This is a genomic window from Thiocystis violacea, assembly GCF_016583565.1.
Lineage (GTDB): Bacteria > Pseudomonadota > Gammaproteobacteria > Chromatiales > Chromatiaceae > Thiorhodococcus > Thiorhodococcus violaceus_A.
In genome coordinates, this window is sequence record NZ_NRRF01000074.1 from 1 (window position 1) to 19,901 (window position 19,901).

The window sequence follows — 19,901 nt, forward strand, 5'->3', positions numbered from 1 at the left end:
GACCATGCACAAGCAGGGGGCGAATCTCTTCAACGCCCTCACCCTGACCTTCCAGGGCACCCCGCCTCAGCCGCGCTTCGCGTAGTCGGCGGCCGAGGGCCGGACTGGGACACCTGAGTAGTTACAAATACCTGGCCTATGCCGCTTGAAACAAGTTGCTCAGCTTGTCGCAACGGAATGTCGAAGGTTGCGGAGAGCCGCTGGGCTACGACCCTAGTATCCTCTCCATCACGTGCGCCGAATATCACGACATCGTATGACTCATTCATCGCCCGTCTTTGCTCCTAGCTTCGTTCTGTTCAATGACGACCTGTAGGATAAGGATCGCTTCGGCGACATGCGAACGTCAAACTGAGCTTCAGGGTTTTACACTGTTGCGTGATTGAGTCGGCAAATTCCCGTAACGCGCATAGCGGAAAGGCCAATCCGGAGCACGAAACGACTGCGTTGCTTCCGTCACCGCGTAGCGGTGTCGCGGACGGCTCGGCGCTTTTCGCTAGCTCATGGGGCCAGCGCGGCTGGGTCGGTAGGCTGGACGAGGAGACCGAAGCCCACCGAACCTCGCGTCAGGGTTGGTGGACTACGCTTGTCGATGTGACGACTGTGCGTCTCGCAGTGGCTGGAGTGATGACCAGGACCCTCTCGCGGAGCTTGAGCCTCGGTCACACGAGGCTCCGCGGTCGGCTGCGGCGCCGGAACTCGCTCTAGAAGAACAGCCCTTCGATGGGTGAGGAGGCCGATGCGAAGCGCTTGGCGGGCATGCGGCCGGCCAGGAAGGCCTCGCGTCCCGCCTCGATCCCTTTGCGCATGGCGCTGGCCATGAGGACGGGATCCTTGGCCGCGGCGATGGCGGTGTTCATGAGCACGCCGTCGCAGCCCAGCTCCATGGCCTCGGCGGCGTCGGAGGCAGTGCCGACGCCGGCATCGACCAGCACGGGGACCTTGGCGTTCTCGACGATGGTGAGGATGTTGAGCGGGTTGCGGATGCCGAGGCCCGAGCCGATCGGGGCCGCCAGCGGCATGACGGCGATGCAGCCGATGGCCTCCAACTCGCGCGCGACGATGGGGTCGTCGTTGGTGTAGACCATGACGTCGAAGCCGTCCTTGACCAGCTCTTCCGCGGCCTTGAGGGTTGCCATTACGTCCGGGAAGAGCGTCTTCTCGTCGCCCAACACTTCCAGCTTCACCAGCTTGTGTCCATCCAGCAGCTCGCGTGCGAGGCGACAGGTGCGCACGGCCGTCTCCGCGTCGTAGCAGCCGGCCGTGTTCGGCAGGATGGTATAGCGGTCCGGCGGGAGCACCTCGAGGATGTTCGGCTCACCCGGGTTCTGACCCAGATTGGTGCGGCGCACCGCGACGGTGACGATCTCCGCCCCGCTCGCCGCGATGGCGCGGGCGGTCTGGTCCATGTCCTTGTACTTGCCGGTGCCGACGAGGAGGCGCGAGCGGTACTCCTTTCCGGCGATGATGAGGCGGTCGGTGCTCTGGGTATCTGTAGACATGGATCTCTATTGCAGGTGCGATTTGGATGATGGGAAGGTGGAATGAAAGGCCGGGTCGTCGTGCGCGGTTCGGCTAGCCGCCGCCAACGGCCTGGATGATCTCGACCCGGTCGTTGGGGCTGAGCGGGTGCTCGCTGAAGCGGCTGCGCGGCACCAGCTCGGCGTTGACCTCAATGGCAAAGCGCTGGCCCGCGAGCGCGAGCGTTTCGACCAGTTCCGACAGGCGGGTTCCCTCGGCAACCTCGCGTGTCTCCCCGTTCAGAATGATGTTCATGGTAGCTCCAGTCGCCCGAGACAGGGCCGCAACTCGACGCCTGCCCGGGGCACTCAACGGACGTGATTGGCGTCCTGACCCAGCATCTCCGGGGTCACGAGGGTGATGCCGCTTTCGCTGACGAAGAAGCCGGCACGACGATCCGCCTCGGGATCGACGCCGATCTCGGTGCCTTCCTCGATCTGGCAGAAGCGATCTACGACCGCGTTGCGGATGGTGCAGTTCCGTCCGATATCCACATCCGGCAGGATGACTGAATCTTCCACGCTGGCGTAGGAGTTCACGCGCACGTTCGAGAACAGCAGCGAGTGGCGCACCGTCGACCCGGAGATGACGCAGCCGCCCGACACCATGGAGTCCACGGCCATGCCGCGCCGGTCCTCGTCGTCGAAGACGAACTTGGCGGGCGGCAGCTGCTCCTGGTAGGTCCAGATGGGCCAGTTCTTGTCATAGAGATTCAGCGGCGGGGTGACGCCGATCAGCTCGAGATTGGCCTCCCAGAAGGCATCGAGAGTGCCCACGTCGCGCCAGTACGCGAGTTCACCGCTGCGCGGGTCGCGGAAGGTATAGGCCATCACGCGGTAGCGCTTGATCACGTTGGGAATGATGTCTTTGCCGAAATCGTGGCTGGAGGTCGGCGTATCCGCGTCCTTGTAGAGTTGTTCGAACAGGAAGCCCCTGTTGAAGACGTAGATGCCCATGGAGGCGAGACAGCGGTCGGTCGTGCCCGGAATCGTCTCCGGCTGCGCCGGCTTTTCGGCGAAGTGGGTGACGCGCTCATTGGTGTCGACCGACATGACGCCGAACTCGTGCGCACGCTCCACGTCGACCTCGAGGCAGCCGACCGTCATATCGGCGCCGGTTTCGACGTGGTAGGCGATCATGGCGCCGTAATCCATCTTGTAGATGTGGTCGCCGGCCAGCACCAGGATGTAGTCCGGATTGTGGTCTCTGATGATGTCGAGATTCTGGAAGACGGCGTCCGCCGTGCCCGCGTACCAGGCGGTCTCGGCGACGCGTTGCTGCGCCGGCCAGAGCTCCACGAACTCGCCGAACTCGCCCCGGAGAAATCCCCAGCCCTTCTGAATGTGCAGGATCAGCGAGTGGGCCTTGTACTGCGTGAGCACCCCGATGCGTCGGATCCCCGAGTTGATGCAGTTGGACAACGGGAAGTCGATGATGCGGAATTTCCCTCCGAAGGGAACGGCGGGCTTCGAGCGCCAAGCCGTCAAGTGCTTGAGTCGCGATCCCCGTCCCCCGGCCAGGATCAGCGCCAGGGTGTTGCGGGTCAGGCGGCTGATGAACCTGGGGTTCGTTTGGGGCATAAGTCCTCCTGTCAGGAATGACGCTACGGGGTTTATCAGATCGCCCTTATGGTACCATCAAGGCGTTTTCCAACCTGCATGGGATGGGGGAGGCAGCGCGAGAATTCAGCCTCGAATGCTCCGCTGACGCATCCATCATGTCGTCGGCAACCTCGGGGATGGCAGACGACCAGCGACTGAGGCGAGCGCGCAACCGGCCCGCGCCCCCTGGCGGATCGGCCGCTTCACAAGGATCGCAACGCCCGCCGCCGCTGCATTCACCCCGCCCCACTCACGCTCTCATAGGCGTCCGGACAACCGGACCGGCCGTTACCAAGAGGTAGACATTCTAAAATGGCAACCGCAAAAGGCTCGGCACCCAAGCTCCCGGATCCCCTGCAGCGCATCCTCGAAGCGCGTCATCATGACCCCTTCGAAGTCCTGGGTCGCCATGAGGAAGATGGCAAGGCCGTCGTGCGGGCCTTCCTGCCACTTGCGGAAAGCGCGCGCGTGGTCGAGGCAGACTTGGCCCTGGAGCGGATCGAGGGCAGCGACTTCTTCGTCGGTTCCGCAGATCCCGCCAAGATCCCCAGCCGCTATCAAATCGAGTGGGCGGACGCCGCCGGTAGTCTGCATGTGGCCCTGGACCCCTACTGCCTGCCGGCGCAGCTGTCGGACTTCGATCTCCACCTCTTCGCCGAAGGGCGCCACTGGCACGCCTATCGGTTCTTCGGCTCGCATGTCCGCGAGATCGACGGCGTCTCAGGCATCCAGTTTGCCGTCTGGGCGCCGAACGCGGAGCGCGTCAGTGTGGTCGGCGACTTCAACGCCTGGGACGGGCGCGCACATCCCATGCGGGTGCGCGGCGGCACTGGCGTCTGGGAGCTCTTCATCCCCGGGCTGAAATCCGGCGGCTATTACAAGTACGAGATTCGCGACCAGGCGACCCACATTCATATCAAGATCGACCCCTATGCGCAGGCCTTCCAGGAGCGTCCGCAGACGGCGGGTATTCTGGCGCCGGCCAGCAATTTCCGCTGGGCGGATGAAGACTGGATGGCGGCACGCAAGGATGCGAACTGGCAGCACCGGCCGATGTCCGTGTACGAGGTCCATCTCGGCTCCTGGAGCCGCGACGACGACGGCAATTTCGTCAACTACCGCATCCTTGCCAAGGAAATCGCGACCTACTGCCGTGACATGGGCTTCACCCATATCGAGCTGCTGCCCATCACCGAGCATCCGCTGGATGCCTCCTGGGGCTACCAGTGCACCGGCTACTTCGCGCCGACCGCGCGCTTTGGCACGCCGGACGACTTCCGTTTCTTCGTCGACTATTTCCACCGCCAGGGCATCGGCGTCCTGCTCGACTGGGTGCCCGCGCACTTTCCGAAGGACGCCTACGCACTGGCCCGCTTCGATGGCACGGCACTTTACGAGCACGCCGATCCGCGCATGGGCGAGCACCGGGACTGGGGCACGCTGATCTTCAACTTCGGACGCAAGGAGGTGAAGAACTTCCTGCTTTCCAGCGCGCTCTACTGGCTCGAGGAGTTCCACATCGACGGGCTGCGCGTCGATGCCGTCGCCTCCATGCTCTATCTGGACTACTCACGCAACGCCGGCGAGTGGATCCCGAACAAGTACGGCGGCAACGAGAACCTGGAGGCCGTCGACTTCATCCGTGAGCTGAACATGGTCACCCATGAGCAGCATCCAGGCACCCTCATGATCGCCGAGGAGTCCACGGCCTGGCCGGCGGTGTCGCGTCCGACCTATCTGGGCGGACTCGGCTTCAGCATGAAATGGAACATGGGCTGGATGCACGACACCCTGTCCTACATGCAGAAGGATCCCATCTACCGCCACTTCCATCACGACCTGCTGACCTTCGGGCTGCTCTACGCCTTCACGGAAAACTTCGTCCTCCCCTTCTCCCACGACGAAGTGGTGCACGGCAAGAAGTCCATGCTCGACAAGATGCCGGGCGACGCCTGGCAGAAGTTCGCCAGTCTGCGGCTGCTCTACACCTTCATGTTCAGCTATCCCGGCAAGAAACTGCTGTTCCAGGGGTGCGAGTTCGGCCAGGGTCAGGAGTGGAACTTCGCGGCCTCGCTCGACTGGGATCTGCTCGAGCGGCCTCAGCATCAGGGCGTGCGCCAGCTGGTCGCCGATCTGAATCGGCTCTATCAGGCGCTTCCCGCCCTGCACGAGGTGGATTTCGATCCCGCCGGTTTCGAGTGGATCGATTGCCACGACAGCTCGCAGTCCGTGCTCAGTTATGTCCGCAAATCCACGTCCGGTGAGGAAATCATCGCCGCGGTCTTCAACTTCACCCCCGTGCCGCGCGCCAACTACCGCATCGGCGTCCCCGAGCCAGGTTTCTATCGCGAGGCCGTCAACTCGGATGCCGAGCTCTACGGCGGCAGCAACGTCGGCAATCAGGGCGGTGTGACCGCTGAGCCGGTGAGCTGGATGGGTCGACCGCACTCGATGATGATCGCGCTGCCACCGCTCGCCGGTCTCATCCTGGTCCACGAGCCAGAGCCGGCCGAGAACCTGGACGTCGACGACCTGGAGTCGACCGAGGCGAGGCCCGGCGGGGATGAGGCCGATGGAGCCGATTGAGGTCACGGACGAACTCCAGCGGGTCAAGCTGAATCAGGAAACGGCGAAGATCCACTGGACCGAGCTGCAGCGATTCTTCGCCAAGGGTGCCGTGCTCTGGGTGCGGCCGGGACTGGATCTCGTCGAGATCGCCTTGGCGATGGCGAAGGACGATGCCGGCACCATTGCGGCGGAGCGCGCCGCCGGCGGGGTCGCGCCAGTGACGGACCAGCAGGCGCGTGACTGGCTGGCGGCGGACGCCTGTCTCTGGGCGGTCGTCGTCCGGCCCTGGATCCTGGCTCAGGAGGCCGAATGCACATCTGGGTCGACGCCGACGCCTGCCCACGGGTAGTCAAGGACATCCTCTTTCGGGCCGCGGAGCGCCTCGGCGTGCCGGTCACGCTGGTGGCGAACCAGCCGATGAGCCTGCCGCCCTCGCGCCACATCCGCGCCATTCAAGTCTCGGCGGGCTTCGACGTGGCGGACAACGAGATCGTCAAGCGTCTGCGGCCCGGCGATCTGGTGATCACGGCCGACATCCCGCTCGCCGCCGAGGTCGTTGCCAAGGAGGGGCACGCCTTGAATCCACGCGGTGAGGTCTATACCAAGGAGAACATTCGCGAGCGCCTCAACATGCGCGATTTCATGGAGACGCTACGCGCGAGCGGCGTACAAACCGGCGGCCCGCCCACACTGAGCGCGGGCGATCGACAGGCATTCGGCAACGCCCTGGACGCCTTTCTGGCCAAGCGGGTCAAGCGCTGATCGGCCGCGGACCGGGTACCTGTCGTGCCGAGGGCGGCGCTCCCCACCGTCGAGCTTTCAGAGAACTACGAATTTAAAAAACTGCGAACAGGAGTCGTTCGGATGGCCTTACTCGTTCTTGGACTTATCCTTTTCCTCGGAACCCATTCCCTTTCCATCGTCAAGCCGGGGCTTCGAACCAGCGTCGTCGAGCGGTTCGGGATACCCGCCTGGCAAGGCGTTTACGCCATTCTCTCCCTCGTCGGCTTCGTGCTCATCGTCAACGGCTACGACGCGACACGCGACGCGCCCATCGTCCTCTACGATCCGCCGACCTGGATGAAGCACATCACGCTGCTGTTGATGCTGCCGGTCTTCACCTTCCTCTTCGCCGCCTATCTGCCGGGCCGTATCCAATCCGCGGTGAAACACCCCATGCTCCTGGCCGTGAAGATCTGGGCCCTGGCGCATCTGCTCGCCAACGGCAACCTGGGCGATGTGCTGCTCTTCGGCGCCTTCCTGGCCTGGGCCGTGGCGGATCGGATCTCGCTCAAGCGCCGGGCGGGACCGCCTGTGCAAGGCGCTCCGCCGAACAAGGTGAACGATGCCATTGCCGTCGTCGGTGGGCTGGTGCTCTATGTGCTCTTCATCTTTTGGCTGCACCACGCGCTCTTCGGCGTGGCCCCCATTCACTGAGGTCGTCCGCTTCAGCGCGACACGGAGGTCGCGCTTGCGCACTCAGTCGTCCTTTGCCTCCATCTTTTTCAAGAGCGGCGTAATCAGATCCAGCGGCAGCGGGAAGACGATGGTCGATGTCCGATCCCCGGCGATTTCCGTGAGCGTTTCGAGAAAGCGCAGCTGGATCGCCTGAGGCTGCTGCGAGAGCGTCCGCGCCGCCTGCATCAGCTTCTCCGCCGCCTGCTGCTCGCCTTCCGCGTGAATGACCTTGGCGCGCCGTGACCGTTCGGCCTCGGCCTGGCGGGCGATGGCGCGGATCATCGACTCGTCCAGGTCGACATGCTTGATCTCCACGTTGGCGACCTTGATGCCCCAGGCGTCCGTTTGGGCGTCGAGGATGCGGCGCACGTCGTCGTTGAGCTTCTCGCGCTCGGCCAGCATCTCGTCGAGCTCATGCTGGCCCAGCACGGAGCGCAGCGTGGTCTGCGCGAGCTGGCTGGTCGCCATGCGAACGTCCTCGACCTGGATGATGGCGCGCTCCGGATCGATCACGCGGAAGTAGACCACGGCGTTGACCTTCACCGAGACATTGTCGCGCGAGATGACGTCCTGGCTCGGCACGTCCATGACCTGCACGCGCAGATCCACCCGGACCATGTTTTGGATGCCGGGAATCACCAGGACGAGGCCAGGCCCCTTCACCCCGGTGAAGCGCCCAAGCGTGAAAATGACGCCGCGAACGTACTCTCGCAGGATGCGAATCGAGGCGAGGACGAGCCCGATCAGCAGCAGCACGGGAAACAGATAGATTTCGAAAGGCATGCGCATTCTCCTTCAGGATGTACTCAGGACTTGGAGCGAGGTTGGACGATTAGGGTGAGTCCGTCGCGACCGGTCACACGGACCTCTGCGCCGGGCGCAACGGCCTGGTCCGATCGGGCGCTCCAGACCTCCCCGTGCAGATGGACGCTGCCATCGCCGGGAAAACCGGAGACCGCCTGGCCTGTCGCGCCGATCAACTCCTCGCCGCCGGTGACGACCGGCCTGCCGTGGGCCTTGACCGCCAGCCCGACGACAAAGAAGAGCAGGAGGGCGCTCACGAGCGCCAGGCTGATGATCAGCGAGATGGAGATGCCGAACCCCGGCGCCTCGGTGTCGATCAGGATCAGCGATCCGAAGACGAAGACCGCGATGCCGCCGAGCCCCAGGCCGCCGAAGCTCGGCGAGAAGACCTCCATCACCATGAGCGCCAATCCCAGCCCGATGAGTGCCAGCCCGGCGTAGTTGATCGGCAGGAGCTGAAAGGCATAGAGCGCCATCAGCAGGCTCAGCGCTCCGACCGTGCCCGGCAGCACGGCGCCCGGATTGGAGAATTCGTAGACCAGGCCGTAGATGCCGATCAGCAGAAGGATATAGGCGATGTTCGGATTGCTGATCACGGCGAGCAACTGTGTCTTCCAGTCCGGCTGCAGCGCGACGATGCTCAAGCCGCTGGTGCTCAGTCGCACGCGGTCTTCGCCGAGTTTGATGTCACGACCGTCCAGGGTTTGGAGCAGCGACTCCAAGCTCGGCGCCATGAGGTCGATGACGCCGCGCCGCAGCGCATCCTCGGCCGACAGGCTCACACCTTCCCGAACCGCCTGCTCGCCCCAGTCGGCGTCGCGGCCGTGAAGGGCCGCCAGGCTGCGGATATAGGCCGCCGCGTCGTTGACCACCTTGCGCATCTTGGCGTCGCCCGAGACCTCCTTCGGGGCGGCCTTGGAGGCGCCGCTGGCGTCCGGGTCCGCGGCCCCCGTCTCACCATCGGCGGGACTGCCCTGCGATGGCTCCGCCGACGGCAGTCCGCCCAGTTGCACTGGGGTTGCCGCGCCCAGATTGGTCCCGGGCGCCATCGCCGCGACGGGACAGGCGTAAAGGATATAGGTCCCGGCGCTCGCCGCCCGCGCCCCCGTCGGGGCCACGTAGCAGGCGATCGGAACGCGAGCCGCCGTCACGGCCTTGACGATGGAGCGCATCGCGGTATCGAGCCCGCCCGGCGTATCGATCCGGATCACCAGGATCTCCGCGCCGCGCGCCTGCGCCTCGGCGATGGACTCCTGGACATAGCTCGCCGTCGCGGGTCCGATGGCGCCGTCGATATCCATGACCAGCGCCTCTCGCGGACCCGTCGAAGCGGGATCGCCCGGTGCCGCCGGCACGCCAGCGGCGGGCGCGATGAGCATGGCGAGCGCCCACAGACGGGCCATGAGCCGAGATGAAATGCGATGAGCCATTGACCTGCCTCCTGAACGACCCAAGGGCCATACCTGAAGCTTAGACAGTACCTGGGCTCTTAGGGTCGACGACTTCCCCCCACTCGTGTCGACGACGCTGGCCGCAAGAGCGCGTGGGAGCGGCGCCCCGCCGCGACGGCAAGCCGCAGACAGCGCCTGTCATTTTGGTTTTCGCATGAAGACGCGATTTACAGAACGAAGCCCTGTGCGATTCTCCCAACTGTCCCCCTCTCGGAGTTAACTCCCATGCCCCGCATCATCGTTCAGCCCAACCCATTCGACGTCGCCGCCGAGCAGGATGCCCTGAGCCGCTGCAATCCGCGCGTCGGCGCCCTGGTTACCTTCGTTGGCCTGATGCGCGACCTGAATGACGGAGCCCAAGTCAGCCGCATGACCCTGGAGCACTATCCAGGCATGACGGAAAAGGCACTCGCGGCGATGGCCGAGGAGGCGGCGTCGCGCTGGAGCCTCGAAGGTCTCACCATCATCCACCGCGTCGGGCCGCTTGAGCCCCAGGATCCCATCGTCTTCGTCGGCGTCGCCAGCCAGCATCGCGGTGAGGCCTTCCGTGCCTGCGAGTTTCTCATCGACTATCTGAAGACGCGGGCGCCGTTCTGGAAGAAGGAGCAGACAGCGGAAGGGGAGCGCTGGGTCGAGGCGCGGTCATCGGACGATGCCGCCGCGGGGCGTTGGGGGAACGGAGGAGCACAGAACCCGAGACCGCAATAGCGATCGCCGATTGCGGTCCGCCTGCCTGCGCGCCGATCCGGGAGCGCCGCCCTCTGCGCGACAGGCACCCGGTCGCGGCGGGGCGCCGCTCCCACCGAACGAAGCGGCTTGGCCGGCGGTCTGCCAAAATCCTGTTGCGGCCTACTCGCGCCCGCGATCCGCCTCCGAATCCGCCTGCTCGATCTGAGCCGGCGGAGGCGCGATGGACCGCACCCGCAAATGCAGCGCCGCCTTGGAGAGCAGGTGCGCGCTCACCGGCGCGGTGATGAAGAGAAAGAGCGTGACCAGGACCTCGTGAAAGCTGACGCCCTCACCCTGGGTGCTGAAATGGATCATCGACGCAATCAACAGACTGCCGACCCCCAGCGTCGTCGCCTTGGTCGGTCCGTGCAGCCGGGTGTAGAAATCCGGCATGCGCGCCAAGCCAAGCGAGCCGATGAAGGTGAAGAGGGCGCCGATGACGATGAGAATGGAGAGGGTCGTTTCCAGCATGTCTGATCCTATTCGATCATGTCGCTTATTCGATCGTCTTGCCTATTCGATGATGTCGCCGCGCAGCAGATACTTGCAGAGCGCGACCGTGCCGACGAAACCCATCATGGCGATGAGGATGGCGGCCTCGAAGTAGAGCGCGGAATCCAGGTGGATGCCGAGCAGCACCAGCAGGGCGATCGAATTCACGTAGAGGGTATCCAGGGCCAGGATGCGATCCGGCTTGTCCGGCCCGCGCAGCAGGCGCCAGAGCGTGAGCGCCAGGGCCGCCGTGACCAGGCCGAAGGCGATGGCGAGAGCGGTGCTCAACATGACTCGAAGACCTCCAGCAAGGGCGCCTCGTAACGGCGCTTGATCGTTTCCACCAGCGCGTGCGGATCCTTCACGTCCAGCCCCTGAACGACCAGGCTGCGCCGATCCGGACTCAGCCATGACGAGACCGTGCCTGGCGTCAGTGAAATGGTGTTCGCCAGAAAGCTGATGCCGATGTCCGTCGTCAGCTCCAGCGGGACCACCACGAAGGCCGGGTGGACATGCCGAGGTCCGCGCAGGATCAGCCAGGCGACGGCGAGATTGGCGATCAGGATGTCGTACAAGAGCACGACCAGAAAGCGTATCAGCGTGAGCGGCTTGCGCACGCGAACCTCATCCGGCCAGAAACGCAGGGTGAAGAGCGGGATGGCCCAGCCCAGGACGACCCCCATGAGGATGGCGCCGGGCGACAGGCTATTCACCAGCAGCACCCAAATGAGGGCCAGGATCGGCGTCAGGATGGGGTGCGGCAGCAGCCAGTGTTTCATGGATTCGTCCCGCCCGAAGTTGGCCCGAGAACGGCCGAGATATAACCCTGAGGATGCAGCAACTGCTCCGCCGTTGCGGTGCAGAAGCCGAGCATGGGGCCGGACGCCGCGAGCAGGCCAACGCAAAGCGCCAGCAGGCCAAAAACCGGCATCAGAGCCATCCGCTCGCCCGGTGGATCGCGTTCGACTCCGGCCGTCGTGTTGAAGAAGAGCAGGCTGCCGGAGCGGCCCAGCGCGATCATGCCGAGCAGTCCCGAGGTCAGCACGGCCGCCATCACCCACGGCCAGCTGCGGTCTTCGAAGGCCGCGCTGAGCACCAGGAATTTGCCGACGAAGCCGGACAGGGGTGGGAGTCCGACGACCAGCAAGGCCGCGATGAAGAAGAGTCCGCCGAGCAGTCCGGCCCGATGGATCGCCGGTCCCGGACTCAAGCGGTCCAGCATGGCGCCGCGCCGCCGCGCGATCAGGTCCGCCAGGAGAAAGAAGGCCGCCGTCGCGAAGGTGGTGTTGACCATGTAGTAGAGCCCCGCGGCGATGCCCGCCGCGCTCGCCAGCCCGAAGGCCGTGAGCAGTAGCCCGACGGAGACCACGACCAGGTAAGCGATCTGGCGCCGCAGCTCATTCGCGGAGAGCGCGCCGAAGGCGCCGAGCAGCAGCGTCATCAACCCCAGCGGCAACAGCCACTCGGCATAGAGATCCGTCAGCGGGCCGGCCTCCGCGCCGAAGATCAGGGTGCCCACGCGCAGCAGGCAATAGGCCCCGACCTTGGTCATGATCGCGAAGAGCGCGGCCACCGGCGCCGAGGTCGTCGAATAGGCCCCGGGTAGCCACAGATGCAGGGGGATCAGGGCGGCCTTGAGCCCAAAGACGGCGAACAGCAGCAGACCCGCCGTGCGCACCACGCCCAGATTCTCCGGCGACGTTTGCGCCACCTTGACCGCCAGGTCAGCCATGTTGAGCGTCCCGAGCACCCCGTAGAGCGTGCCGGCGGCGAAGAGAAAGAGCGTCGAGCCCGCCAGATTGATCACCACGAAGTGCAGCCCGGCGCGAATCCGCTTGGCTCCGCCGCCATGTACCAGGAGCCCATAGGACGCGAGCAGCAGGATTTCGAAGAAGACGAAAAGGTTGAAGAGGTCTCCGGTGAGAAAGGCGCCGTTGAGCCCGAACAGCTGCAGCTGGTAGATGGGGTGGAAATGCCGGCTGCCGCGGTCGGTGCCCCGCACGGCGTAGAGCAGTACGAAGAAGCCGAGCAGGGCTGTGATCAGCAGCATCCAGGCCGCCAGCCGATCCGCCACCAGCACGATGCCGTAGGGCGCCGGCCAGTTCCCCAGGTTGTAGGTCAGCACGTCCCCGGAGCCCACTGCCATCAGCAGCATGACCGCGAGCACCACCTGACCCGTGACGGCCGCCAGGTTCAGGCCCCGTCGGACCCCGAGCGGCAGCAGGCGCCGGGTCAGTAAAAGCAGCGCTCCGGCCAGCAAGGGCAGGAGCACGGGCGCGATGGTGAGATGCGTCACGCTGACTCCTCGCGGTCCGCGCGGCCGTCAACGTGGTCGTTACCCAGCTCGGCGCGCGCCTTGAGCGCGAGCATGATGACGAAGGCGGTCATCGCGAAGCTGATGACGATGGCCGTGAGCACCAGCGCCTGGGGCAGGGGATCCGTGTACTGCGTCGCGTCCTCGCGAATGATCGGCGGCGCGCCGATGGTGAGCCGCCCGCTCGCGAAGAGAAAGAGGTTCACCGCATAGGTCATCAGCGTCAGCCCCAGCACCACCGGAAAGGTGCGGGCGCGCAGCAGCAGGTAGACGCCGCAGGCGCTCAGCACGCCAACGATCAGGCTCATCAGGGCTTCCACTTAGCGCGGCTCCTCTCGCAGCGTCGGTCCCGGGTGACTCGCATCATGCATCAGCCCCAGGTGGATCAGAATCAGCAGGGTCGCCCCGACGACGACCAGGAAGACTCCCAGGTCGAAGGCCATGGCCGAGGCCAGCTCGAAGTCACCGACGATCGGCCAATGGATGTGGCTGAAGGCCGAGGTGAGGAAGGGATAGCCGAGCGCCAGGCTCGCCAGTCCGGTGAGGGTTGCGATCAGCAGCCCGGCGCCGATCAAGGGGTGCATGTTGTCGGACATCCGCTGGTGGGTCCAGGTCACCCCATTGGTCAGGTACTGCATGATGATCGCGACGGCGGTGATGAGCCCGGCGATGAAGCCGCCGCCAGGCTGATTGTGGCCGCGCAGGAAGATGAAGACGGACACCAGCAGCGCGAGCGGCAGCAGCAGCCGCGTCAAGGCCGCCATGATGCTGGGGTGCGCGTCCCAGCTCCAGGGGCGGCCCCGCGAGTCGCGCTGAAGCCCCGGCAGTTGCAAATCCTTGAGCATCGCATAGATGCCCAAGCCCGCCAGGGCGAGCACCGAGATCTCGCCCAGGGTGTCGTAGCCGCGGAAGTCGACGAGAATCACGTTCACCACGTTCGAGCCGCCGCCGCCCGAGACGCTGTTGGCGAGGAAGAAGTCGGAGATCGAGACGTGCGGCCGCGTCAGCATGGCCCAGGTCAGCGCCCCGGCGCCGCCGCCGGCCAGCAGTGCCAACCCAAGGTCACGGATGCGCCTCGGCCAGCCGGACTCATCCGGGCTGCGCTGCGGCAGAAAGTAGAGCGCCAGCAGGAGCAGCACGATGGTCACCACCTCGACCGAGAGCTGCGTGAGCGCCAGGTCGGGCGCGGAGAACTTCACGAAGATCAGGGCCACCAACAGCCCCGCCGCGCCGATGACGACCAACGCCGTCAGCCGCCTGCGATGCAGCAGCACGGTCGCCAGGGCGACCGTCATCAGCGCCAGGGCCACGAAGAGGCTCACGGGATCGATTGGCAGGAGCGCGCGCGGGCCGGTCAACGGACTTCCACTGCCCAGGAAGCCGGCGACGCCGATGCCGACGACGGACAGCACGAAGATCACCGCCAGACGCTGTAGCGAGCCGCGATCCAGGCCATTGGTCACGGCTCCGGCAAACCCAATCAGCCAGCCGATGATGCGGTCGTAGACGGCGCCCGCGTCCAGCGTCCCCGCGAGCCGGTCCGCGAGCCGGAACAGTGGCCCCCGCGCCGCGTAGACCAGGATGCCGCCGACGATCGCGATCAAGCTCATGATCACGGGGAGGCCGAACCCGTGCCAGATGGCGATATCGAAGCTCGGCGGCGGTGCCTGCAGCACGCTGGCCGCGGCCACCCGCAGCGGCCAGGCGATGGTCATGGCCGGGAACATGCCGACCAGCACGCAGATCCCCACCAGCACCTCGACCGGGGCCTTCATCCAGAACGGCGGCTCATGCGGCGTGCGCGGCAGGTCGATGGGCTCGCCATTGAAGAAGACGTCATGGATGAAGCGCAGCGAGTAGGCGACCGCGAGCACGCCGGCAACCACGACCAGCGCCGGCAGCACCCAGCCCCAGGCGAAGTGCATGAAGAAATCCGCCGTCTCGGAGAAGAACATCTCCTTCGACAGAAAACCGTTGAACAGCGGCACTCCGGCCATGGAGGCCGCCGCCACCATCGCCAGCGTCGCCGTGTAGGGCATGAACTTCCACAGCCCATTGATCCGGCGCATGTCGCGGGTGCCGCACTCGTGATCGATGATGCCGGCGGCCATGAAGAGCGACGCCTTGAAGGTCGCGTGGTTCATGATATGGAAGATGCCGGCGACCGCCGCCAGCGGCGTTCCCAGCCCGAACAGCAGCGTGATCAGCCCCAGATGGCTGATGGTCGAGTAGGCCAGCAGGCCCTTGAGGTCATGCTTGAAGAGCGCGAACCAGGCGCCGACCAAGAGCGTGCTGAGGCCGGCGCCGATCACCAGCCAGCTCCACTCCGGCGTGCCGGAGAGCACCGGGAACAGCCGCGCGAGCAGAAAGATGCCCGCCTTCACCAGCGTCGCCGAGTGCAGATAGGCGGAAACGGGCGTCGGCGCCGCCATGGCGCGCGGCAGCCAGAAATGGAAGGGGAACTGCGCCGACTTGGTGAAGGCCCCGATCAGGATCAGCACCAGCATGGGCGTGTAGAGCGGATCCGCGCGAATCGCGTCGCCCTGGGTCAGGATCACCGACAGCTCATAGCTCCCCGCCATCTCGCCCAACAGCAGGAATCCGCCCAGCAGCGCCAGGCCGCCCAGCCCCGTGACCGTGAGCGCCATGCGCGCGCCCTTCCTGGCCTCCTTGCTCTCGTATGAATAGCCGATGAGCAGGAACGAGGAGAGGCTGGTCATCTCCCAGAAGATCAGCAGCAGGATCAGGTTTTCGGACAGCACCACGCCGAGCATGGAGCCCATGAAGAGCAGCAGATAGGCATAGAAGCGTCCGAGCCCCGTCTGCGGCTGCTCGCCATCCTCTGAGAGGTAGTAGCGCGCGTAGAGGATGATCAGCAGGCCGATGCCGAGGATCATGGTGGCGAACAGAAGTCCCAGGCCGTCGAACCTGAACGCCAGATCCACCCCCACCTGCGGAATCCAGGTCCAGCGCTGCAGGATGGTCTCGCCGCCGAAGGGCACCGGCAGACTTGGCGCCAGCAAGACGACCGCGAGCAACGCCGAGCCCCCCGCGGTCCAGGCGGCGCGCGTCGCGCCGAAGCGAGCGACCCAGGCGGTCAGAATGGCCCCGATGAAGGGGGTGAGCACGACGAGTGGCAGATTCATGCGATGGAATTCTGTGATCAAGAGCCTGTTCGGCTGTGACGACCAGGATACCATCGATCCCCAAAACCCTGTCCCCACGGCGACCCGAGGCGCTTCTCACCATGCCACCACGTCGGATGCGGCCCAGACTCCTCCTGGCAATCGGTTTCCTCCTGCCCGTCATCTCCCTGGCCGGTGAAAGCCGCATCGAGCTGACCGACGGCAGCGTCATCACCGGCGAGCTGATCGGCATCGAGGCCGGCCACTACCGCATCCGCTCCGCCACGCTCGGCGAGCTGTCTGTCCCCGAAACCAGCATCCGCGCGCTCCAGCCCGCCAGCGGCGGTGCCATGGCCGCGCCAGCCCAGGCCCCCGCCGCGTCGGACTACTCCGCCGACATCGCCGGCATCCAGAAGCAACTCGTGATGGATCAGGGCCTCATGGAACAGGTCAGCGCCCTCCAGCAGGACCCCGAGATCCAGCAAGCCCTGTCCGACCCCGAGTTGACCCGCATGATCCTCTCCGGCGATCTGGAGCGCCTGCGCGGCGACCCACGCTTCCAGCGGCTCATGGATCACCCCTCGATCCAGGCGATCATGGGGCAGGTGATGGGGCGCTGATCCCTCAGCCGAACGCGCCGTGCCCGGTGTCGGCCCAGGCCCCTAGACCGGCTGGCGCCACCGCTCCCGGATGAGGTCCGCCATCGCGGCCGCCGCGCGGTTGGGCGAACGGTCTTCGGCCCAGGCGAGGACCGTCACGCGCTCCATCTCCGGCGCAACCACGGGCGCGGCGCTGAGGCGGCCGGTCGCCAGCTCGGCCTCGATCGCCGGGTGTGGCAGCAGCGTCCGGCCGATCCCCAGCGCGACCAGTTCGAGAATAATGGGGAGGCTGTCGACCTCGAGCGCGACCTCGAGTCCGATCCCCATCCCCGCGGCATAGCCCTGCACCAGCGCGCGCAGACCATGGCGCGGATTGGGCAGAATCATGGGCTCCCGCAAGGCCGCCGCGTAGGGCACTGGACGCTCGGCGGACAGCCCCGCCTCGGCATCCGCCACCAGCCAGAGCCGTTCCCGCCACAGGTTCTCGCTGATCAGGCCGGCCGCGGTCCGTGGGTGGTGCAGCAGCCCCAGGTCGAACCGGCCCTGCAGCAGGCCGTCCTGAATGGCGCCGCTCATGGCGGAAATCATGCGAATACGCACCAGCGGATACAGCGTGCGGTAGTCGCAGATCAGGCTCGCGGGACGCGCGGAACCCAGGCTCGGCGGGACCGCCATCACCAGGGATCCGACGATGCGCCCAGCGCCCGCCGTGAGTTCCGTCTCGAGTCGGTCGAGATCCGTGATCAGTGCCCGCGCCCTCGGCTCAAGCCGCCGTCCCGCCTCCGTGGGAACCAGCCCGCGCCCCGTTCGCGAGAAGAGATCCACGCCCAGATGCTCCTCCAACTGCCGGATCTGGCGGCTCAGTGCCGACTGCGTGAGATGCATGCGCTGAGAGGCCCGGCTGAGTCCGCCGGCCTCCAGGACATGCAGGAAGCACTTGAGATGACGACTGTCCATCGTTGCGATTTTATCAAAACTGCGTGCAAAAGATTCCGTTTGAAGCATAGCTGCGAATGAGCGACAACAGGTCCACCACCATCGCAGAGTCGCCAGAATGACACGCCGCACGCCCGATACCGCCTTCCTCATGGTCCTGCTCGCCAATGTCGGATTCGCCTTCAAGGGCGTCTTCGCAAAGCTCGCCCTGGCGACCGGGATGACGCTCGCGGGCGTCCTCATGCTGCGGATCGCCATGGCCCTGCCGCTGTACTGGATCGCCGTTCGGCTGCTCGCGCACAAGGGCACGCGCGCCTCGCGGATGGACTGGCGCGACGGACTGCTCATCGGCACCCTCTTCACCCTGGCGACCGTGGCCGACTTCATGGCCATCGACCGCCTGGGCGCGGGACTGTCGCGCATGCTGCTCTTCACCTATCCCCTGCTGGTTCAGGCGCTGACGGCCTGGCGGGAGCGCCGGCTCCCGACGGGGCGCGAGCTGACGGTATTCGCGGTCTGCTATGCGGGCCTGGCGCTGCTGTTCGCGCCCAAGGGCTTCGCGGGCCACCTGGAGACACGCGAGTGGATCGGCATCGCCTGCGGTTTCGTGGCCGCCGCAAGCTATGCGCTCTTCCTCGTCCTGGGGCAAGGCATCGCCGCGCGTCTTGGCTCCGCGCGCTTCACGGCCATCATGAACACCAGCACCTTTCTGGTCTTCCTGCTCTACGCCCTGACTGGCGCCAGCCCGCAGGACTTCCAGATCCCAGCGATCGGGCTCGGCTGGATTGCCATCATGGTCGTCGCCGCAACCGTGCTGCCCTTCCTTCTCCTCTTCGAGGGCATCCGCCGCACCGGCGCGGGCAAGGCGAGCCTGGTCGCGCTGAGCGGCCCCGGAGTCACGCTGATCGCCGCCTGGATCTTTCTCGGCGAGCGGATCCTGCCCATCCAGACGCTGGGCTTTCTGTTGATCCTCGGGGGCATGGCCTGCCTCCAGTTCGGCAACAGCCTTCAGATCGACTGGACGGCCAAGCGCCAGCGCATCGGCGCCACGCTGCGCGGTCTTGCCGGGCAGCATTTGACGCCACGGCTCCCGTAGCGGATGTCCACGGCGTTGAGGCACGCCTTGAACGAGGTGTCCGGCCGCCGCCGATCGCGGCCGGGCTCGCGAACACGTGTCGCGACAAGCTTGTCGTCCTGGGGTATGTTCAGCGGCTTCCCCTAGGATCCCTGGCCAACATCATCCACTGGATTTCGTGACATGGACTCGACGGCCAGTCTCCACTTCCCGCCGCTCGCGCGCTTCCGTTTTCAGTTTCGGGCTCAAGAGACAGTGCGGCTTCCGCCCTATAGCGGCTCCGCCTGGCGCGGGCTCCTAGGTCACGGGTTGCGCCGAACCGCCTGCGTGACCCATCAGCCCCAGTGTTCGGGCTGCCTGCTGATTCGCAGCTGCGTCTACTCGACACTCTTCGAGACACCTCCGCCTCCGGATGAGGTGGCGCGTGGGTTCTCCGCCGTGCCGCATCCCTATGTCCTCGACATCGACCCCAAGGCGCCGCGTGTCCTGGAGCCGGGGGCGCACTTTCATCTGGTCATCACGCTGATCGGACCGGCCATCGGGCAGATTCCTTACCTCATCCACGCCCTCGGCAAGGCCGGCGAGCGCGGAATTGGCACGGGTCAGGGGCGGTTCCTGCTTGCCGCGGTCGAGCGCGAGCGGTCTCTCGGCGCGGATGTCTGGCCCTCTGTCTTCGAGGCAGAGGCTGGTGAGTACCGGCAGGTCGAGATCCCGCCCATCGACTTGCCCCGCGCACCGGATACCGCTCGGCTGATCCTGTCCACGCCAGTCAGGATCAAGCGCGACGGACACTTTCTCGGCGTGCGGGATCTCTCCGCGGCCGACCTCACGCGATCGCTCTATCAGCGGTTGCGACGGCTCGCCCAACTTTACGGCGGCACCCCGGATGCCTTCGACGCCGCTAGTCTCTTTGCCGCGCCGGACTCCCTCGTGATGCGCGCCAGTCAGCTCCGATGGCACGACTGGACTCGCTTCTCCTCCCGCCAGGACAAGCTGATGCAGATGGGCGGACTCGTTGGCGAGATCGAGCTGACCGGACCGGACCTACCCCTCATCTGGCCCGTCCTCTGGCTGGGACAGTGGACCCACATCGGCAAAGGCACCGCCTTCGGCCTCGGCGGCTACCGCCTCCTTCCCGCTTAGTGGGAGCGGCGCCCTGTGGGAGCGGCGCCCTGTGGGAGCGGCGCCCTGTGGGAGCGGCGCCCCGCCGCGACTCCCCGCCACAAGC

The 19,901-nt window shown here is 65.9% G+C and carries 20 protein-coding genes; 8 read left to right on the plus strand and 12 right to left on the minus strand.

The features are described 5' to 3' along the window. Positions 1-704: 704 nt before the first annotated feature. The 3 genes from CKO23_RS20245 to glgC all read right to left on the minus strand — a co-directional run bounded on the left by CKO23_RS20245 (position 705) and on the right by glgC (position 3,101). Entirely contained in the window at positions 705-1,502 is a 798-nt protein-coding gene (locus CKO23_RS20245; RefSeq protein WP_200334148.1) for a thiazole synthase, read from the minus strand. A gap of 73 nt (positions 1,503-1,575) precedes the next feature. Further along, positions 1,576-1,776 (minus strand): sulfur carrier protein ThiS, encoded by a 201-nt coding sequence (gene thiS / locus CKO23_RS20250; RefSeq protein ID WP_200334150.1) that lies wholly within the window; start codon positions 1,774-1,776, stop codon positions 1,576-1,578. Between the two features lie 53 nt (positions 1,777-1,829). Next, positions 1,830-3,101 carry a glucose-1-phosphate adenylyltransferase gene (gene glgC / locus CKO23_RS20255; protein ID WP_200334152.1) on the minus strand — a complete coding sequence of 424 codons (1,272 nt, stop codon included), beginning with the start codon at positions 3,099-3,101 and terminating at the stop codon, positions 1,830-1,832. Between the two features lie 333 nt (positions 3,102-3,434). On the opposite strand from glgC, the gene glgB reads away from it, so the two are divergent. The 4 genes from glgB to CKO23_RS20275 all read left to right on the plus strand — a co-directional run bounded on the left by glgB (position 3,435) and on the right by CKO23_RS20275 (position 7,127). After that, positions 3,435-5,708: a 1,4-alpha-glucan branching protein GlgB gene (gene glgB, locus CKO23_RS20260; RefSeq protein ID WP_200334154.1), complete on the plus strand. Its 2,274-nt coding sequence runs from the start codon at positions 3,435-3,437 to the stop codon at positions 5,706-5,708. Further along, positions 5,695-6,039, plus strand: coding sequence for a DUF2288 domain-containing protein (locus tag CKO23_RS20265; RefSeq protein ID WP_242482601.1), 345 nt, complete (start codon positions 5,695-5,697; stop codon positions 6,037-6,039). Before glgB ends, CKO23_RS20265 begins: the two co-directional genes overlap by 14 nt. Next, entirely contained in the window at positions 6,000-6,452 is a 453-nt protein-coding gene (locus CKO23_RS20270) for a YaiI/YqxD family protein (protein WP_200334158.1), read from the plus strand. The genes CKO23_RS20265 and CKO23_RS20270 overlap by 40 nt, the downstream gene beginning before the upstream one ends. Positions 6,453-6,554: 102 nt before the next feature. Then, the gene (locus CKO23_RS20275) at positions 6,555-7,127 is read left to right on the plus strand and encodes an NnrU family protein (RefSeq protein ID WP_200334166.1); all 573 of its coding nucleotides are present in this window, start codon (positions 6,555-6,557) and stop codon (positions 7,125-7,127) included. 42 nt (positions 7,128-7,169) lie between these two features. On the opposite strand, the gene CKO23_RS20280 is transcribed toward CKO23_RS20275, so the two are convergent. Beyond that, positions 7,170-7,931, minus strand: a complete 762-nt coding sequence (locus CKO23_RS20280) for a slipin family protein (protein WP_200334168.1) — start codon at positions 7,929-7,931, stop codon at positions 7,170-7,172. Positions 7,932-7,954: 23 nt separating this feature from the next. Continuing rightward, a complete protein-coding gene (locus CKO23_RS20285) occupies positions 7,955-9,382 on the minus strand; it encodes an NfeD family protein (protein WP_242482602.1) in 1,428 nt (475 codons plus the stop codon). A gap of 246 nt (positions 9,383-9,628) precedes the next feature. On the opposite strand from CKO23_RS20285, the gene moaE reads away from it, so the two are divergent. Next, positions 9,629-10,111 carry a molybdopterin synthase catalytic subunit MoaE gene (gene moaE, locus CKO23_RS20290; protein WP_200334170.1) on the plus strand — a complete coding sequence of 161 codons (483 nt, stop codon included), beginning with the start codon at positions 9,629-9,631 and terminating at the stop codon, positions 10,109-10,111. Between the two features lie 141 nt (positions 10,112-10,252). Here the strand turns inward: moaE and CKO23_RS20295 are convergent, their stop codons facing one another. Genes CKO23_RS20295 through CKO23_RS20320 form a run of 6 tightly spaced genes read right to left on the minus strand, consistent with a single transcriptional unit; the run spans position 10,253 to position 16,084 of the window. Further along, entirely contained in the window at positions 10,253-10,603 is a 351-nt protein-coding gene (locus CKO23_RS20295; RefSeq protein WP_200334172.1) for a Na+/H+ antiporter subunit G, read from the minus strand. A 42-nt stretch (positions 10,604-10,645) separates the two neighbouring features. Further along, the gene (locus CKO23_RS20300; RefSeq protein WP_200334180.1) at positions 10,646-10,915 is read right to left on the minus strand and encodes a K+/H+ antiporter subunit F; all 270 of its coding nucleotides are present in this window, start codon (positions 10,913-10,915) and stop codon (positions 10,646-10,648) included. Then, complete coding sequence (locus CKO23_RS20305; RefSeq protein WP_200334182.1) at positions 10,909-11,403, minus strand: Na+/H+ antiporter subunit E; 495 nt, start codon at positions 11,401-11,403, stop codon at positions 10,909-10,911. Before CKO23_RS20305 ends, CKO23_RS20300 begins: the two co-directional genes overlap by 7 nt. Beyond that, the gene (locus CKO23_RS20310; RefSeq protein WP_200334184.1) at positions 11,400-12,920 is read right to left on the minus strand and encodes a monovalent cation/H+ antiporter subunit D; all 1,521 of its coding nucleotides are present in this window, start codon (positions 12,918-12,920) and stop codon (positions 11,400-11,402) included. Before CKO23_RS20310 ends, CKO23_RS20305 begins: the two co-directional genes overlap by 4 nt. After that, positions 12,917-13,258 carry a Na+/H+ antiporter subunit C gene (locus CKO23_RS20315; RefSeq protein WP_200334186.1) on the minus strand — a complete coding sequence of 114 codons (342 nt, stop codon included), beginning with the start codon at positions 13,256-13,258 and terminating at the stop codon, positions 12,917-12,919. The genes CKO23_RS20310 and CKO23_RS20315 overlap by 4 nt, the downstream gene beginning before the upstream one ends. Next, the gene (locus CKO23_RS20320; protein WP_200334188.1) at positions 13,259-16,084 is read right to left on the minus strand and encodes a monovalent cation/H+ antiporter subunit A; all 2,826 of its coding nucleotides are present in this window, start codon (positions 16,082-16,084) and stop codon (positions 13,259-13,261) included. Positions 16,085-16,185: 101 nt separating this feature from the next. Between CKO23_RS20320 and CKO23_RS20325 the strand changes: the two genes are divergently transcribed. Next, positions 16,186-16,683, plus strand: coding sequence for a hypothetical protein (locus CKO23_RS20325; protein ID WP_200334190.1), 498 nt, complete (start codon positions 16,186-16,188; stop codon positions 16,681-16,683). A 42-nt stretch (positions 16,684-16,725) separates the two neighbouring features. Here CKO23_RS20325 and CKO23_RS20330 read toward each other — a convergent pair whose 3' ends face one another. Continuing rightward, on the minus strand, positions 16,726-17,619 hold the full coding sequence (locus CKO23_RS20330; protein WP_200334192.1) for a LysR family transcriptional regulator: 894 nt from the start codon (positions 17,617-17,619) through the stop codon (positions 16,726-16,728). Positions 17,620-17,716: 97 nt separating this feature from the next. On the opposite strand from CKO23_RS20330, the gene CKO23_RS20335 reads away from it, so the two are divergent. Further along, on the plus strand, positions 17,717-18,694 hold the full coding sequence (locus tag CKO23_RS20335) for a DMT family transporter (protein ID WP_200334194.1): 978 nt from the start codon (positions 17,717-17,719) through the stop codon (positions 18,692-18,694). 162 nt (positions 18,695-18,856) lie between these two features. Then, the gene (gene cas6, locus CKO23_RS20340) at positions 18,857-19,816 is read left to right on the plus strand and encodes a CRISPR system precrRNA processing endoribonuclease RAMP protein Cas6 (protein WP_200334196.1); all 960 of its coding nucleotides are present in this window, start codon (positions 18,857-18,859) and stop codon (positions 19,814-19,816) included. The last annotated feature ends 85 nt before the right edge of the window (positions 19,817-19,901 follow it).

Excerpts from the sequence above, each read along its gene's own strand:
- moaE (WP_200334170.1), top strand. The coding sequence starts at position 9,629 with ATGCCCCGCATCATCGTTCAGCCCAACCCATTCGACGTCGCCGCCGAG.
- CKO23_RS20245 (WP_200334148.1), bottom strand. The coding sequence starts at position 1,502 with ATGTCTACAGATACCCAGAGCACCGACCGCCTCATCATCGCCGGAAAG.
- CKO23_RS20280 (WP_200334168.1), bottom strand. The coding sequence starts at position 7,931 with ATGCCTTTCGAAATCTATCTGTTTCCCGTGCTGCTGCTGATCGGGCTC.
- CKO23_RS20270 (WP_200334158.1), top strand. The coding sequence starts at position 6,000 with ATGCACATCTGGGTCGACGCCGACGCCTGCCCACGGGTAGTCAAGGAC.
- CKO23_RS20300 (WP_200334180.1), bottom strand. The coding sequence starts at position 10,915 with ATGTTGAGCACCGCTCTCGCCATCGCCTTCGGCCTGGTCACGGCGGCC.
- CKO23_RS20325 (WP_200334190.1), top strand. The coding sequence starts at position 16,186 with ATGCCACCACGTCGGATGCGGCCCAGACTCCTCCTGGCAATCGGTTTC.
- glgC (WP_200334152.1), bottom strand. The coding sequence starts at position 3,101 with ATGCCCCAAACGAACCCCAGGTTCATCAGCCGCCTGACCCGCAACACC.
- thiS (WP_200334150.1), bottom strand. The coding sequence starts at position 1,776 with ATGAACATCATTCTGAACGGGGAGACACGCGAGGTTGCCGAGGGAACC.
- CKO23_RS20305 (WP_200334182.1), bottom strand. The coding sequence starts at position 11,403 with ATGAAACACTGGCTGCTGCCGCACCCCATCCTGACGCCGATCCTGGCC.
- CKO23_RS20335 (WP_200334194.1), top strand. The coding sequence starts at position 17,717 with ATGACACGCCGCACGCCCGATACCGCCTTCCTCATGGTCCTGCTCGCC.
- glgB (WP_200334154.1), top strand. The coding sequence starts at position 3,435 with ATGGCAACCGCAAAAGGCTCGGCACCCAAGCTCCCGGATCCCCTGCAG.
- CKO23_RS20295 (WP_200334172.1), bottom strand. The coding sequence starts at position 10,603 with ATGCTGGAAACGACCCTCTCCATTCTCATCGTCATCGGCGCCCTCTTC.
- cas6 (WP_200334196.1), top strand. The coding sequence starts at position 18,857 with ATGGACTCGACGGCCAGTCTCCACTTCCCGCCGCTCGCGCGCTTCCGT.
- CKO23_RS20265 (WP_242482601.1), top strand. The coding sequence starts at position 5,695 with ATGGAGCCGATTGAGGTCACGGACGAACTCCAGCGGGTCAAGCTGAAT.
- CKO23_RS20275 (WP_200334166.1), top strand. The coding sequence starts at position 6,555 with ATGGCCTTACTCGTTCTTGGACTTATCCTTTTCCTCGGAACCCATTCC.
- CKO23_RS20320 (WP_200334188.1), bottom strand. The coding sequence starts at position 16,084 with ATGAATCTGCCACTCGTCGTGCTCACCCCCTTCATCGGGGCCATTCTG.
- CKO23_RS20285 (WP_242482602.1), bottom strand. The coding sequence starts at position 9,382 with ATGGCTCATCGCATTTCATCTCGGCTCATGGCCCGTCTGTGGGCGCTC.
- CKO23_RS20330 (WP_200334192.1), bottom strand. The coding sequence starts at position 17,619 with ATGGACAGTCGTCATCTCAAGTGCTTCCTGCATGTCCTGGAGGCCGGC.